The sequence below is a fragment of the Mesorhizobium sp. M1423 genome (genome assembly GCF_040317575.1).
Lineage (GTDB): Bacteria > Pseudomonadota > Alphaproteobacteria > Rhizobiales > Rhizobiaceae > Mesorhizobium.
The window spans coordinates 55,356-70,997 of record NZ_JAMYKU010000028.1; the positions used below are offsets into that span (position 1 = coordinate 55,356).

Consider the following 15,642-nt stretch of genomic DNA (forward strand, 5'->3'; position numbering starts at 1 on the left):
CGGTCAGTTGATCCAAAAGGGAGGAACTTCATGGATCGTCGTTCGTTCATTCGCAAGGCCGGCACCACCGGTTTCGGCGCCGCGGCCGCTGCCGCGACACTTGCTGCGCCGGCCATCGCCCAGTCCAACCCGAAAGTGACCTGGCGGCTGGCGTCGTCCTTCCCGAAGTCGCTCGATACGATCTATGGTGGCGCCGAAGTGTTTTCCAAGATGCTGTCGGAGGCGACCGACGGCAACTTCCAGGTCCAGGTCTTCGCCGCCGGCGAACTCGTTCCCGGCCTGCAGGCCGCCGACGCCACCACTGCCGGCACCGTCGAGGCCTGCCATACGGTGGCATACTATTACTGGGGCAAGGACCCGACTTGGGCGCTGGGGGCGGCGGTTCCGTTTTCGCTCAACGCGCGCGGCATAAACGCCTGGCACTATCATGGCGGCGGCATCGATCTGTTCAACGAGTTCCTGGCGACGCAGGGTCTGTTCGGGCTGCCGGGCGGCAATACCGGCGTGCAGATGGGCGGCTGGTTCCGCAAGGAGATCAAAACGGTCGCCGACCTTTCCGGCCTCAAGATGCGTATCGGTGGTTTTGCCGGCAAAGTGGTGCAAAGGCTCGGCGTAGTTCCGCAGCAGATCGCCGGTGGCGACATTTATCCGGCGCTGGAAAAAGGCACGATCGACGCCGCCGAATGGGTTGGCCCCTACGACGACGAGAAGCTCGGCTTCTACAAGGTTGCGCCCTATTACTACTATCCCGGCTGGTGGGAAGGTGGACCGACCGTCCATCTGATGTTCAACAAGGCGAAATACGACGAACTTTCGCCGGCTTACAAGTCGCTGGTGCACACTGCCGCCCAAGCGGCCGACGCCAACATGCTGCAGAAATACGACTACCTCAACCCGGCGGCGGTGAAGCGGCTGGTTGCCGGCGGCGCCAAGTTGAGCCCGTTCAGCCAGGAGATCATGGCCGCCTGTTTCGAAAAGGCCAACGAAGTCTATGCCGAGATGGAAGCCTCGAACGCGCCGTTCAAGAAGATCTGGGACTCGATCAAGGCGTTCCGCAAGGAGCATTATCTCTGGGCGCAGGTGGCCGAGTACAATTACGACACCTTCATGATGGTCCAGCAGCGCAACGGCAAGCTCTAGAATATTCTGCGACGCCGAGTGGCTCCACTCGGCGTCGCAGAAAAGGGCTAAAACAAAGCGGATGTCCCGTTTGGTTTGAATGCATTCCGCTCCAGGCGTTTGATGGATCTCGTCAAAGGACCGCGAGCCACGCCCCGCGGTCCTTCCCTGTCAGCCTTCGGACGCACTGACTTCGACCAGTACTCCACCCGGCGCATGGCAATAGAACGTCGTCGACTGGATGCGGCCGCGCATTAGGTGCTGGACCTCGCCCGGTTGCAGGCCGGCATCGGCAAGCCCGGCTCGCTTTGCATGCACAAACTCCGGCTTGCCGACGAAGAAGCCAACGTGAAAGCCGTCCGGATAGCTGGCGGGCTCGCCTTTCCCCGGCTTCATCAGATTGAGGATGAAGCCATCGATGCCACGCAGAACCGCGAAGGCGTCCTTGCCGCGCACGGCGACAAATTCAAAGCCGAAATGGCTGGTGAAGAAGCGGGCAAGGCCGGCAACTTCGGTGGTGACGAGATTTATGTGGTTCAGTTTCATGATGCGTCTCCTGCCACGGGTTGAATGCGGACAGGCTTCGACCGAAGAGCGCAAACCGGCGGGACCGCTACATCCGAAAATCCGGACGTGACCCGACCGGCTCGCGAGTTTCGCCTCGCTTGCCGGCCGCGGGTTCTCCCACAAGTAATGTGGCGAACAGGCTTCCCCGAGCATCGTGCTCAGGACGGGAAGAGCCGGACTACCGAACCGGCAATGTCTTTTTCGGCGTAGTTTCTGTAACCGGTCGCCCCGCCGGTGGCAACTGGCCCGATCGATCAGCCCTGAGGCACTACCAGGACCTTGACCTCACCTGGTGCCGACGGGTTGGCAATGATCGCCACCGCCTCGTCGAGGTCGACTTGTCGCGATATCAGCCGGTCTACCTCGATCGCATCCGAGGCGATGAGATCGGCGGCCCGGCGATGGGTAAAGGGATTGAGGAAGGAGCCCAGGACCTTCAACTCGCGGAACAGCAGGTCGAACGGTTCGAACGCCGCTTTCATGCCTTGCGGCATGACGCCGACGACGACAATTGTGCCGCCCGCCTTGGCCAGCCGCATCGCCTGCTCGACGGTGTCTTTCACGCCGGCGCATTCGAACACCACGTCGACGCCGCCCGGCATCAAACCCGACCGGCCGACGATCGCGTCGGTGATGTCGGAAGCGCTGGGATCGACCGTCGCCGTTGCGCCAAGTTCCTCGGCAAGGGCGCGCCGCGAGGCCTGGCGCGTCGACAGGATGATGGTCGTCGCACCGGCGAGCTTTGCCAGTTGAACGGTGAGCAGGCCGATCACGCCGCCGCCGAGCACGGCAACCGACGAACCTGGTCTGATCGCGGCAAGGTCCACGCCATGCAGGCAGCAGCCGAGCGGCTCGCAGAACGCACCATGCGTCGGCGTCAGATCGCCTGGCAGGACGAAAGCCTGTTTCTGCGGCAGGGCAAGATATTCGGCAAAGCCGCCATCGCGATGGATGCCGATGGCACGCAGATTGCCGCAGAGGTTGACCCGGCCGGCCTGGCAATGCGCGCACCGGCCGCAGGCGATGTTGGGATCGCCGGTGACGCGGTCGCCGACGGCAAAGCCGGATACGGCAGGTCCGATCGCCTCGACGATGCCGGAGAATTCATGGCCGAGAGTCACCGGCGGCGTGCACGGGAATTCGCCATGGAAAAGATGCCGGTCGGTGCCGCAGACGCCGCACGCCTCGATCCGCACCAGCAGCTCGTCCGGTCCGGCAGTCGGTTTCTCGACCTCGCACACGGCGAGGCCGCCCACTCGCTCCAGTCGCACCGCCTTCATGGCTGCCGGGCCTTCGTCAATTGAAACTCGGTGGTTGCGACAGATCGGTTGCCGGTGCCGCCGGTTTCGCGGGCGGCTTTTCGTCGAAGCTTGGCGGCTGCGACAGGTCCTGCGCGCCGGGCGCAGCGGGTGCCGTGCTGCCACCGGCCGGCGGCGTGCCGAGCGGCGACAGGCTGGGCATCTCCGGCACCTTGATGTCGATCGTCGCTGGATCGACGACGGCGCCTTTGTAGTGCATCACCATCTGCGGGAAGGCGATGGTCAGGCCGATCATGATCACCTGGATACAGACGAACGGCACTGCGCCCCAATAGATCTGCCCGGTGGTGACGGGCGCGATCTGTTTGCCGGTGAGCCGGTCGAGATAGGGCACGCGTGCGGCGACCGAGCGCAGATAAAACAGCGCGAAGCCGAACGGTGGATGCATGAAGCTGGTCTGCATGTTAACCCCGAGCAGCACGCCGAACCAGATCAGGTCGATGCCGAGCTTGTCGGCCGCCGGCGCCAAAAGCGGCACGATGATGAAGGCGAGCTCGAAGAAATCGAGGAAGAAGGCGAGCACGAAGACGAGGATGTTGACGCCAATCAGGAAACCGACTTCACCGCCCGGCAGCGACGTCAACAGGTGCTCGACCCAGATGTGGCCATTGACGCCGTAGAAGGTCAGCGAGAACACCCGCGCGCCGATCAGGATGAACAGCACGAAGGACGACAGCCGCGTCGTTGAGGCCAGCGCCTGCTTGACCACGTCGAGCGACAGCCGCCCCTTCATCGCCGCCATCGCCAGCGCGCCGACGGCGCCCATGGCGCCGCCTTCCGTCGGCGTGGCGATGCCGAGGAAAATGGTACCCAGCACCAGGAAGATCAGCGCCAGCGGCGGGATCAGCACGATGATCACCTGCTGTGCCAACCTCGACATCAGGTTGATCTTCAGGCGCTGGTCGATGATCGCCACGACATAGATGAAGATCACGCCGATGGTGGCGCCGAGGATATCGGCATTGCCGCCATGGTTTGGCGCGAGGTAGCGATACGCGGCATAGGAAACCACCACCGCCGCCAGCAGCGCCGCCAGCAGCGACAGCACACCGTGGCCGAGCGTGCGGGCCTCCAGCGGCAGTGCCGGCATCGACTTCGGCCGGACGATCGACATGAGCAGGATGTAGAGCATGTAGATGCCGGTCAAAATGAGCCCGGGGATCAGCGCCCCCTTGTACATATCGCCGACCGAGCGGCCGAGCTGGTCGGCCAGCACGATCAGCACCAGTGACGGCGGGATGATCTGGGCGAGCGTGCCCGATGCTGCGATGACGCCGGATGCCAGCCGCCGGTCGTAGCCGTAGCGCAGCATGATCGGCAGCGAAATCAGCCCCATGGCAATGACGGAAGCCGCCACCACGCCGGTCGTCGCGGCCAGCAGCGCGCCGACGAAAATCACGGCATAGGCCAGGCCACCACGAACCGGTCCGAACAACTGGCCGATCGTGTCGAGCAGGTCTTCGGCCATGCCGGATCGTTCGAGCACGATGCCCATGAAGGTGAAGAACGGGATCGCCAGCAGCGTGTCGTTCGACATCACCCGGCTGCCGTAGAAATTGTCCGGCAACGCGTGCAGCAACGGCCAGGCGAGGTTGATCGAGCCGCCCGAATATGGCGACAGCAGCACTCCGATGAAGAAGAACATCAGGCCGTTGGCGGCAAGCGAGAAGGCGACGGGGTAGCCGATCAGCAGGAAGAAGATCAGCGAGGCGAACATGATCGGCGCCATGTTCTGGGCGATGAACTCGATCACGAGCGCACCTCTTCGACGAGCGCCTTGGCTTCTAGCTCGGCTTGCTCATGCACCGATATGAATGGAGTGGGATCGTCCATATGACCGCGCATGATGGCGATTTTCTTGATGATTTCGGAAATGCCCTGCAGCGCAAGCAGGAAAAAGCCGACCAGCAGGATCGCCTTCGCCGGCCAGATGATCAGCCCGCCGGAATTGTTCGACATCTCGCCGCTGCGATACGACAGCGACACATAGGGAACGAAATAGACCACCATCAATGTCACGAACGGCATCAGGAAGAAGACGTGACCGAAAAGGTCGATCCAGTGCTGCACGCGGCGCGAGAACATGCCGTAGACGATATCGATGCGGATATGGTCGTTCTGCTTCAGCGTGTAGGCGGCGGCCAGCATGAAGGCGGCGCCGAACAGATACCACTGCAATTCCAGCCAGGCGTTCGAGGACATGTCGAACAGCTTGCGGATGACGGCGTTGGCGGCGCTTACCAGAATTGCCAGCAGGATCAGCCACGATACCCATTTGCCGATGAATTCGTTCAAACGGTCAATGGTTCTGGAAAGAGCGAGAAGCCCTGCCATGCATTCCTCCCTTGTGTCAGAGCGCGGCGGTTCCCTGTCCGTTGCGCCGCTGTGGACCAACGGTATGCAGTGCGTGGTCCGGCGGGTCAACACGGGCCAGCCCGCATAAACACAGTTGTGAGGTGACGGCCGGCAAAAAAGCTGCCGCGTCCTTTGCATGTCCACGGACATGCGGCTCTTTCATCCAACCAAAGTCGGGTGCGGCTCAGGCAATCTTCTGTTGGTCGCGGCCAGCGCCGATCAGCACAAGCATGGTGACGAGGAACAGGTACATCCAGGCATCGCGCCATTCGAGCGGGAAGTAGCCGGCCCATAGCGATTCGGCCATGCCGAAAGCGGCGGCGCCCAGTGCCGCCCGCAGCGGCGAAAGATAGCCGCCTACTGCCGTCACGAACAGGATCTTCAACCCGTAGACCAGGCCGGTGCCGAAGCTGATGTTGCCGTAGTAGAAGCCGGCGAGCACGCCGGCCAGCGCAGCGCAAAGGCCGCCGAAAAGCACGGCACGCCGAAACACCGCGCGGACATCGACACCGCACATCGCAGCAGCCTTGGGATCGTCGGAAACGGCGCGCCAACTGCGGCCGAAGCTCGAATGTGTGAAGCCCCACGCAGCCAGCGCAATGGCCGCCAGCACGGCAGCGCAATCGAGCAACTGGATCAGCGTCAACGTCGCCTTGAAGCTGGCACTCTGCGCGAAGACGATGGTCTGGGCCAGCATCGGTGGCAACCACAGATCGTGGGTGTTGGCGGCGATGCGGCTGGCTTCCGACAAGACCAGCAATATACCGAGCGTTGTCACCACGATCGCATTGGGCGAGCGGTCGGCCAAGGGTTCGAAGATGCTTCGTGACAGCACGTGGCTGATCAGCGCCGCGTAGAGAAACGCCGCAACTATGCCGAGCGCGACCGATGCAAGCAGCGTCAGCCACAGTGCCTGATAGCCGAATGCCGCGGTGAGGATCATCGTTTGCCCGCAAAAGGCGAACAGCGCGCCATAGGCAAGATTGGTGCGGTGCAGGATGCCGTTAGTCAGCACATAGCCGAAGGCAAGCAGTGCGTAGAGCGCGCCCGAATGCAGCCCGTTCAGAACCTGCTGGAAGAAATAGAGCATGCAAAATCCTCGGTGCATGGCTCCGAATAATCGGAAATCGACTTTCGCTGGGATCATGCACAAAATCAAAGTGCTACAAGCCGCGGCGCTCGCAGCCGTGAAGAGCGTTGCACTCGGAATCTAACTTGTCAAATGCGATTTATCGGTTAGATTTCATCGCATGACGGTATCCTGGACTCCGCACCGCTTCACCGGCGGCATGCTTGCGCTCGACACGGCGAACACCGTTGTGCTGCGGCACCATCCGGAGAAAACCTTCGACCGTTTCGACGATCCCGCCGAGATTGCCCGCTTTGCCGAAGCCGCCAGCGGCTTTCGCGCCGCCGAGCTCGGCGGCAGGCGGCTGGAGGCCCCGTCGCCGGACAAGATCGCGCCGGTGGTACTGTCGATCCGCGAAACCACCGATCGGCTGTTTCGCCGCGCGGTGTCGAAAGGTGCGATCGCCACCGCCGACATGCCTGAATTCCTGGAAGCCTGCGCCGACGGCCTCGCCCATGGCCGCACCGAAATCGGGACGCTTGGAACACCGTTCGGCGACCCGGCGACGCCTATCGCCTTTGAGGTGGCGCTGGCCGTCTCGGCGCTGTCGCTGCTGCGCGGCGACACCATCGCCAGGCTGAGGATATGTCCGAACTGCAGCTGGCTGTTTGTCGACCGAAGCCGCAATTCCAGCCGCCTTTGGTGCGACATGGCGGTATGCGGCAACCGCCAGAAGGCAAACCGTCACTATCGCCGCCGGACGGCGGCGAACGGGGTCCAGAATGGCGAGGTCCAGAATGGCTAGGCTGTTTTCGCGTTCGATCGTTGTCGGGGTTGCGCTGATTGTGGCTGCAGCGCTCGGCGCCTGTCGCGAGACGGGCACGGACGACAACGGCGATGGCAAATTGTTCGAGATTTCAGGCAAGATATTCGTGTTCAACTATCGCCTCGCCAGGGCGACCTACCTCGTTACGCTGCGGCCGTTGCGGCCGATGGGGGAGGGGCAGGTCGCGGTCGCCAGCTTCCAAAACCCGGCCGGCGGCGAGCCGCTGGCAGTCGAGCAGAAAATCTGGCCGAAGCTCGACAAGGTGACGCTGGAGAGTCCGGCGCTTCAATGCGTCGTCAAGGACAAGCCTTACGCGATCGCGATCAGCATCAAGGACGCTGACGGCACGATCCTCCAGAAGATCGACACCACTCTGATGTCGACGGAGGACCAGTCCGTCCTGCCCGACCGGCCGCTGGTCATCGATCAGCTTTATACGCCCAATCCGGACCTTGCCGGCCACCCGGACGGCAAGTTGCCGAACGAACCTAAGCCCGACTGTTCGAAAGGTCTCTGACGCATTTTTCGACGGCATCGGATGGCGCCGGAATTTTATTGCTGTCGAAAACAGCCGACGCGCGGTTTCTTACGCCGGCGGGCGCGGCGTTGATGATTTGTTGCGGACCGCCTGGCGGCTTCGATTTTGTTTGACCTCCCCGGCAAGGGAAGAAAGACTATAGGTACTTGACTCCGACGTTGGCCGCGCACCCTCCAGGTGCGGCTTCCGCACAGGAAATGCCTGATGACGCTGCACAATGTCGCGCTCGACGACAAGTTCGACCTGGCAAAGGAGCGCATCTTCCTGTCGGGTGCCCAAGCAGTCATCCGCATGCTTCTGATGCAACGCGAGCGCGACCGCCGGGCTGGCCTGAACGCCGCCGGTTTCGTCTCCGGCTATCGCGGCTCGCCGCTCGGCGGCCTCGACATGCAGCTGTGGAAGGCCCGGGACCAGCTCGCGCAGTCGGACATCGTCTTCCAGCCCGGTCTCAACGAGGAGCTCGCCGCCACCGCCTGCTGGGGCTCGCAGCAGGCCGAATTGCTGGGCGAGGGCACTCGTGACGGCGTTTTTTCGGTCTGGTACGGCAAGGGTCCGGGCGTCGACCGCTCCGGCGACGTGTTCCGTCACGCCAATCTCGCCGGCTCGTCGAAACATGGCGGCGTGCTGGCCCTGATGGGTGACGACCACATGGCCGAATCCTCGACCAACGCGCATGCCACCGAGTTCCTGTTTGTCGACACCATGGTGCCGATCCTCAATCCGGCCGGTGTCCAGGAGATCATCGACTACGGCCTCTACGGCTTTGCCATGTCGCGTTTTGCCGGCACCTGGGCGGCGATCAAATGCGTCAAGGACAACATCGAATCGACGGCCTCGGTCGATGCCGCGCTCGACCGGCTAGATATCGTCATCCCGGACTTCGACATGCCGCCCGGCGGCCTCAACATCCGTAACGAGATCGACATGCTCGGCCAGGAGGAGCGGTTGCATGAATACAAGCGCGCCGCTGCTTCGGCCTTCATCCACGCCAACGGGCTGAACCGGATCGTCTATTCAGGCGGCAGCAGCCCGAAGCTTGGCATCGTCACCATCGGCAAGAGTTATCTCGACGTTCGGCAGGCGCTCGAAGACATAGGCATCGACGAAGTGGCCGCCAATCGTATCGGTATCAGGCTGTTCAAGGTCGGCTGCCCGTGGCCGCTCGACCTGCAGCACATCGCCGACTTTGCTCGCGGCCTAGACACCATCGTTGTCGTCGAGGAGAAACGCTCGCTGATCGAGGTGCAACTGCGCGAGAACCTTTACGGCACCGCCACGCAGCCGGTCATCGTCGGCAAGAAAAACGAACGCGGCGACTGGCTGTTCCCGGCCAAAGGCGCGCTCGACCCCAACGACATTGCCATCGCGCTCGGCGAGAGGATCTTGCTAACGATCGGCCCGTCGGAAGAAATTGCCGCGCGGGTGGCGAAATTGCGCCAGTTCCAGGCGATGCTGGCCGACACGTCAGACATCGCCTCGCGCACGCCCTTCTTCTGCTCCGGCTGCCCACACAATTCCTCGACCAAGGTGCCGGACGGCTCGCTCGCCGCCGCCGGAATCGGGTGTCATTTCATGGCGCTGTGGATGGACCGCAACACCGTCGGCTTCACTGCCATGGGCGGCGAGGGCGCGCAGTGGGTCGGCCAGGCGCCGTTCTCGAAGCGCGAACACATCTTCCAGAATCTGGGCGATGGGACCTACAACCATTCGGGTGTGCTGGCGATCCGCTTCGCGCTGTCGACCGACGCCAACATCACCTACAAAATCCTCTACAATGACGCCGTCGCGATGACCGGCGGGCAGCCGCACGAGGGCGGCCTGACGGTGGACATGATCGCCAGGCAGGTGCGCGCCGAGGGCGTCGAGCGCATCGCCATCGTCACCGACGAGCCGGACAAATATACCGGCAAGGTGGAATTTCCCGCCGGCGCCACCATCCACCACCGCGACGACCTCGATCTCGTCCAGCGCGAGTTGCGTTCGGTCAAGGGCGTCTCGGTGCTGCTCTACGACCAGACCTGCGCCGCCGAGAAGCGCCGCCGCCGCAAACGCGGCACCTTCCCCGATCCCGACAAGCGCATCTTCATCAACGAGCTGGTCTGCGAAGGTTGCGGCGATTGCGGCGTGCAGTCGAATTGCGTCTCGATCCAGCCGGTCGAGACCGAATTCGGCCGCAAGCGCAAGATCGACCAGTCGAGCTGCAACAAGGACTTCTCTTGCGTCAATGGTTTCTGCCCGTCCTTCGTCACCGTCCACGGCGCCAAAATCAGGAAAGCCGAAGGCATAGCCGGCGCGGCCGACCCGCTCGCGGGGGTGCCGGCGCCGGCGCAATTTACGCTCGGTGAACAAGGCTGGGCGGCAATCATAGACGGTGTCGGCGGCACCGGCGTCGTCACCATTGGCGCAGTGCTCGGCATGGCAGCCCACCTCGAAGGCAAGGGCTGCGGCATGATCGACATGGCCGGCCTCGCCCAAAAGGGCGGCTCCGTGTTCACCCATGTCCGTATTGCCCGCACGCCGGACGACATCCACGCCATTCGCGTATCGGCCGGCAAGGCCGATCTCGTGCTTGGCTGCGATCTCGTCGTTTCGGGTGCAAAGAAGGTGCTGGCCGCGGTGCGCGAAGGCTATACCATCTTCCTCGCCAACACCGCCGAGATCATGCCGGGCGAGTTCGCCCGTTCGGCCGATTTCTCGCTGCCTATCGAGCGGCTGAAGAAAGCGATAAGAACTGCCGCGGGCGACGACAAGGCGCATTTCTTCGACGCGACCCACACCGCCACCGCGCTGTTCGGCAGTTCGCTCGGCGCCAACATGTTTATGCTCGGCTTCGCCTTCCAGCACGGCGGCTTGCCGCTGTCGGACGAGGCGGTCGAGAAGGCAATCGAGCTCAACGGCGAGGCGGTGGCGATGAATATCGCGGCATTTCGCTGGGGTCGCCGCGCCGCCCACCAGCCGGATTTCGTGCGCGGCCTTCTCACCCAGCCGGGCAAGGCCACGCAGCCTGCCGCGATTGCCGAGACGCTGGACGACATCATTGCCCGCCGCGTCGCCTTCCTGACCGCCTATCAGAACGGCGCCTATGGTAAGCGCTATGCCGACAGACTGGCAGCGCTGCGTAAGGCCGAAACCAAGCTCGTGCCCGGTTCGACCGTGGTGACCGAAGCTGCCGCAAAGAACCTGTTCAAGCTGATGGCTATCAAGGACGAATACGAGGTGGCGCGGCTCTATACCGACGGCTCCTTTGCCGCAGATCTCGCAAAGCAGTTCCAGAGTTACGACAGGCTCGAATTCCATCTCGCACCGCCGATCATGGGCAGGCGCGGCAGTGACGGCAAGCCGAAGAAATCGAGCTTTGGTCCGTGGATGATGAACGGGTTCCGCCTGCTGGCGGCGATGAAGGGCCTGCGCGGCACCGCTTTCGACCTGTTCGGCTACAGCGCCGAGAGGCGTATGGAGCGGCAGCTTCTTGCCATCTATGAAGCCGACCTGGAGCTTGTCGCCGGCGCGCTGGCACCGGGCAAGATCGAGGCCGCTGCCGCGCTTGTCTCGGTGCCGGCGCTCATCCGCGGCTATGGCCACGTCAAGCGGGCCAGTGCCGAAAAAGCCGCCGGCGAACGCCAGCGTCTGCTCGACCGCCTTTCGACGGCGCCGCTCCGGCCGCAGCTTCAAGCCGCCGAATGATTCAGCGCTGCGATACCCGTTGTTTACCTGAACTGTAGTTTCCCTGTTTCCGCAGCGTCAACGATGGACGCCGGCAGGGCTCGAACCGCCTCTCTAAACCTTTCTTAAGGCGAATGTGACACTGCTGGGTTCCCCAGGGTTGGGATCCAGGCGTGAATCTGAGACGAAAAAACGAGATTCCGGTCGACGTTTACATTCCGTTCGTGGAAACCCTGTTTCGCGACGGCGTGACGCTTTCGATCGGCATTGTCGCGCAAAGCTTCCTGATTGCCCTAGTCTGGTGGAAGAACGGCGACCCGCTTTATCTGCTTGTCGCGATCGTGATGGTTCTCGTCGGCATCTTCCGCATGAGAAACTTCCGGAAATACAACAGCTTGCCCCCGCCGACGACCTGGGAAGAGGCGCACAAGCGCGAGAACGACTATATCCTCTACGGCTCCTTACACGGGCTCACGCTTGGCGCCTTCTGCCTGCTTGGCATCTATTTTGCGCGCGATAATTTCGCCGAGATCGCCTCCGTCTGCCTGACGCTGGCCACGGCGACCTCCATTGCCGGGCGCAACTACGGCTCTCCGCGCATGGTCACTATTCTCACGCTTGCCTTGACATGGCCGATCTCGTTGGGGTTCCTTTTACGTGGCGATATCTACCACATCCTTCTCGGCCTCCTGTCCGCGCCATTCCTGTTTGCGATTCGCAAATTCGCCGACACGGTCCGCGATGTGCTTTTTGCCGCCGTCTCGGAGGAAAAAAAGGCGAACCGCATCGCTCAGCGTTTCAACCGTGCGCTCAACACCATGTCGCATGGTCTTGTCATGCTCGGTCCCGACGGCCGTGTAGCGGTGGCCAATGCCGAAGCCGCGCACCTGATGTCCCTCAAATCGCCCGACGCGCTGCTTGGCCGCTCGATCCACGGTCTGCTGATGCGCGGCGTTGCCGGCGGCATGCTGGCACCGAAGGATTGCCGCTACATCGAAGCCCAACTGACGCGCGCGTTGCGCGAGGGTCGTGACCGAAAGGTTCTGGTCTCGCTCGCCAACGGCCAGCACTATGAATTTTCGGCGCGCGAGGGCAGCCAGGAACTGGGCGTCGTCACTTTCGAGGACGTGACCGCCCGCGTCGAGGCGGAAGACAAGATCCGCTTCATGGCGCGTTACGACAACCTCACTGGTCTGCCCAACCGCGCCTATTTCCATGAGCTGGTGGTGGAGGCGATGGCCTCGGGCGATCCAGACCGTCTCTGCGGGCTGGTCGTTCTCGACCTCGACGATTTCAAGAGCGTCAACGATACGCTCGGCCATCCGGTCGGCGACGGTTTGATCTACGCCGTTGCCGAGCGGCTGGCGGCAGTCGCCGGGCCAGGCATCACCGTCAGCCGCTTCGGCGGCGACGAGTTCATGATCTTCTTCGAGCGCATCGAGGATGAAAGCCACCTGACCGGCCAGGTCGACGAGATCTTCGTCGACCTGCAGGGCGAGGTCGATGTCGCCGGCCACGGGTTGCGCATCCAGGCCAGCGGCGGCGCGGTGCTGTCGCGGGTCAAGGACACCGATGTCGACGCCATGATCGTCAAAGCCGACCTTGCACTCTACAAGGCCAAGGAGCTTGGCAAGAATGGTTGGCGGCTGTTCGAGGCCTCCATGGACGCTGCCTTCCGCAGCCGTCAGCTGATGAAGGCAGACCTGCGCAGCGCAGTGGAAAACAACGAATTGCGGGTTGTCTATCAGCCGATCGTGGCGATGAGCACGATGCGTATCGCCAGTTGCGAGGCGCTGTGCCGCTGGGATCATCCAGATCTGGGACCGATCTCGCCCAGCATCTTCATTCCGCTGGCGGAGGAAATGGGGATCATTTCCGACATCAGCACCTTCGTCCTGCATGCGGCGTGCACGGAATGCGCCAAATGGCCATCCCAGACCAGCGTCTCGGTCAATCTCTCCGCCAAGGATTTTCGTAACCGCGACGTTATCCAGAAGGTTCGCGAGGCACTTGCCGGTTCCGGTCTGCCGGCCGGCCGCCTCGAGATCGAGGTCACCGAGACGGCGCTGCTCGACGACAAGTCGCTGACACGCCAATATATCGAGGAATTAAAGCGGCTCGGCGTGCGTATTGCACTCGACGATTTCGGTACCGGCTATTCGAGCCTGAGCTATCTCCATAAACTGCCGCTCGACAAGATCAAGATCGATCGCTCGTTCCTGATCGACGTCACCCAGAACAGCCGGTCGCTCGAATTGCTCAAGGGCATCGTCAACCTGTCACGGCCGCTGGGACTTTCTGTCACCGTCGAAGGCGTCGAAACCTTCGAACAGCTCAAGATCCTGGCATTGCAGGTCAAGCCCGACCTGGTCCAGGGCTTTCTGTTCGGGTCGGCGCTCAGCGCGTCCGGCATCGAGACGATGTCGAGCACGGTCTGGCCCTTTGCCAAGGACATCAAAACAGCGAGGAAGGCGACGCGGCGTTGATTTTTATGTCGAAAAACCGCGCAAATTTAGTACAATTTGGTCGATTGTTAACCTTAACGAGCGGTAAACAACCTCCTGCTTATTTTCATCTTTACATCTCAGGACCCTGCCTTAGTGTCGGCTGGTGGCGGTAATTCGCGGGGATAGAGTTCATGTGTGCCCAGTTGACTTCGCTCGGCCATGCGGCGAGCGCGGGCGGGGAAAATTCGTCCGAAACCATGTCCAGTTTCGCCAGGAATGTTTCGGCGATGCTAGAGCGGACGGAATACCGCCGTTGCGACAAGGGCGAGGATCTCGAGGACATCTATCGCCTACGCTACAAGTCGTACCGTTCCAACGATATGGTTCCCGACAACGAGAACCACACCATTCACGACGAACTCGACGAGGTGCCTAACGTCTTCCGGTTCGGTGTCTACATCGACCAGGAACTCGTCAGCACGCTGCGTATTCATCACGTCACGCTGTCGACGCCAAGATCGCCTTCCACCAAGGCTTTCGGTGACATCGTCAGGCCGATGCTGGGGGAGGGCATGAGCTTCATCTGCCCCAGTCGGTTCGCCTCCGACCCGGAATGGTCGCGCGTCTATCCGCAGATACCTTATCTCACGCTGCGGCTCGCCGGCATGGCATGTTTTCACTTCAACGCGCCCTATTGCCTTTCGACCATCCGTGAGGATCACGCCGGCTTCTACAAGCGGATCTACTACGCCGAGAAGATCAGTGAGCCCCGTGCCTATCCTGGCGTCTATAACAAGGTCGTGCTCTACCGCGCCGATGTCGGCGCCATTCGCGAGCGGTCGCTGTCGCGCTTTCCGTTCTTCCGTTCGACGCCGATGGAGCAGCGCATGTTGTTCGATACGCCCGGTGCCGGCGAACTCGCCCCGCTGACCATCCTGCCCACCGCCAAATATTTTCGCGAAGCCGCCTGAACGAGCCCATGGAGCCTTCCGGTCGCTTCGGCGTTCTGGATAACGGCAAGGGTGCTGGTGGTAGGTCGGCACGGCCGATATCCGCCACGTATCGCTTCGACAGCCATCCGATCAAAGGAACCGATATGACCATTTCCACGCTCGCCCTCACCCCGCTTATCTCACTGATTGCAGGCGTGCTGATCCTGGTGATGCCGCGGCTGCTCAATTATATCGTCGCCCTTTATCTGATCGTTGTCGGCCTGCTCGGGCTGTTCCCGCATCTCGCCAGCTAACGACATCGGCAATAGCGGACCTGCCATCCATTGTGATTGGTATCGCCGCGCTCCGACCCGCCTCGTTTCAGGGGTTGGGTCAGTCATAGCCGCTGCGCACGTTGCGCCACATCATTGACGCAGCGATTTCAAGTTTCGCTTGAGACTGTTGGCTGCGGCGATGCGGCAATAGCGCCATTGCCCTTAACGCGGCTTTTCGCTATGTGCCTGAAAGATGTCTTCGAAGGGGTATTCCTATGGCTGAACACACGCCGACCGGTCCTGTCGAACTGGGCGCGAAGATGGACTATGCCGAGCACGACCGCACCTATGCCGGCTTCCTGATGCTGGCCAAATACGGGTCGCTGTTTTGCGCCGCAGTGCTTCTGGCCATGGCGTTCGGCTTCTTTGTGGGCGGCTTCTTCTCGGGGACCATCCTGTTCGTTCTGATCCTGGCCGTCGGCGCCTTTATTCTCCGATAACTCCTCCAATTTTTGTCGAGGACGCCGCCGGG

The 15,642-nt window shown here is 62.1% G+C and carries 13 protein-coding genes; 8 read left to right on the forward strand and 5 right to left on the reverse strand.

The window, feature by feature from the left end; translation table 11 throughout:
• Window positions 1–30 precede the first annotated feature (30 nt).
• Window positions 31–1,140 carry a TRAP transporter substrate-binding protein gene (locus tag NKG95_RS27615; protein ID WP_023718055.1) on the forward strand — a complete coding sequence of 370 codons (1,110 nt, stop codon included), beginning with the start codon at window positions 31–33 and terminating at the stop codon, window positions 1,138–1,140.
• Window positions 1,141–1,290: 150 nt separating this feature from the next.
• Here NKG95_RS27615 and NKG95_RS27620 read toward each other — a convergent pair whose 3' ends face one another.
• The 5 genes from NKG95_RS27620 to NKG95_RS27640 all read right to left on the reverse strand — a co-directional run bounded on the left by NKG95_RS27620 (window position 1,291) and on the right by NKG95_RS27640 (window position 6,450).
• Complete coding sequence (locus NKG95_RS27620) at window positions 1,291–1,665, reverse strand: VOC family protein (RefSeq protein ID WP_353043059.1); 375 nt, start codon at window positions 1,663–1,665, stop codon at window positions 1,291–1,293.
• A gap of 275 nt (window positions 1,666–1,940) precedes the next feature.
• Window positions 1,941–2,966, reverse strand: coding sequence for a zinc-dependent alcohol dehydrogenase family protein (locus NKG95_RS27625; protein WP_353043060.1), 1,026 nt, complete (start codon window positions 2,964–2,966; stop codon window positions 1,941–1,943).
• A 16-nt stretch (window positions 2,967–2,982) separates the two neighbouring features.
• A complete protein-coding gene (locus NKG95_RS27630) occupies window positions 2,983–4,755 on the reverse strand; it encodes a TRAP transporter large permease (protein ID WP_031193698.1) in 1,773 nt (590 codons plus the stop codon).
• Entirely contained in the window at window positions 4,755–5,339 is a 585-nt protein-coding gene (locus NKG95_RS27635; protein ID WP_023718051.1) for a TRAP transporter small permease subunit, read from the reverse strand. Before NKG95_RS27635 ends, NKG95_RS27630 begins: the two co-directional genes overlap by 1 nt.
• Before the next feature lie 205 nt (window positions 5,340–5,544).
• A complete protein-coding gene (locus tag NKG95_RS27640) occupies window positions 5,545–6,450 on the reverse strand; it encodes a branched-chain amino acid ABC transporter permease (RefSeq protein ID WP_352859858.1) in 906 nt (301 codons plus the stop codon).
• 160 nt (window positions 6,451–6,610) lie between these two features.
• Here NKG95_RS27640 and NKG95_RS27645 point away from each other — a divergent pair, with 160 nt between their 5' ends.
• From NKG95_RS27645 to NKG95_RS27675, 7 genes are all read left to right on the forward strand, one after another.
• On the forward strand, window positions 6,611–7,234 hold the full coding sequence (locus tag NKG95_RS27645) for a CGNR zinc finger domain-containing protein (protein WP_353043061.1): 624 nt from the start codon (window positions 6,611–6,613) through the stop codon (window positions 7,232–7,234).
• Window positions 7,227–7,772, forward strand: coding sequence for a hypothetical protein (locus NKG95_RS27650; protein WP_023718048.1), 546 nt, complete (start codon window positions 7,227–7,229; stop codon window positions 7,770–7,772). The genes NKG95_RS27645 and NKG95_RS27650 overlap by 8 nt, the downstream gene beginning before the upstream one ends.
• A gap of 225 nt (window positions 7,773–7,997) precedes the next feature.
• A complete protein-coding gene (locus NKG95_RS27655; RefSeq protein WP_353043062.1) occupies window positions 7,998–11,477 on the forward strand; it encodes an indolepyruvate ferredoxin oxidoreductase family protein in 3,480 nt (1,159 codons plus the stop codon).
• Between the two features lie 152 nt (window positions 11,478–11,629).
• Entirely contained in the window at window positions 11,630–13,942 is a 2,313-nt protein-coding gene (locus NKG95_RS27660; protein WP_353023671.1) for a putative bifunctional diguanylate cyclase/phosphodiesterase, read from the forward strand.
• 152 nt (window positions 13,943–14,094) lie between these two features.
• Window positions 14,095–14,874, forward strand: coding sequence for an N-acyl amino acid synthase FeeM domain-containing protein (locus NKG95_RS27665; protein WP_353023669.1), 780 nt, complete (start codon window positions 14,095–14,097; stop codon window positions 14,872–14,874).
• 125 nt (window positions 14,875–14,999) lie between these two features.
• Window positions 15,000–15,149, forward strand: coding sequence for a DUF3096 domain-containing protein (locus NKG95_RS27670; RefSeq protein ID WP_023718043.1), 150 nt, complete (start codon window positions 15,000–15,002; stop codon window positions 15,147–15,149).
• Window positions 15,150–15,385: 236 nt separating this feature from the next.
• Entirely contained in the window at window positions 15,386–15,610 is a 225-nt protein-coding gene (locus tag NKG95_RS27675; protein WP_023718042.1) for an aa3-type cytochrome c oxidase subunit IV, read from the forward strand.
• Window positions 15,611–15,642: the final 32 nt, after the last annotated feature.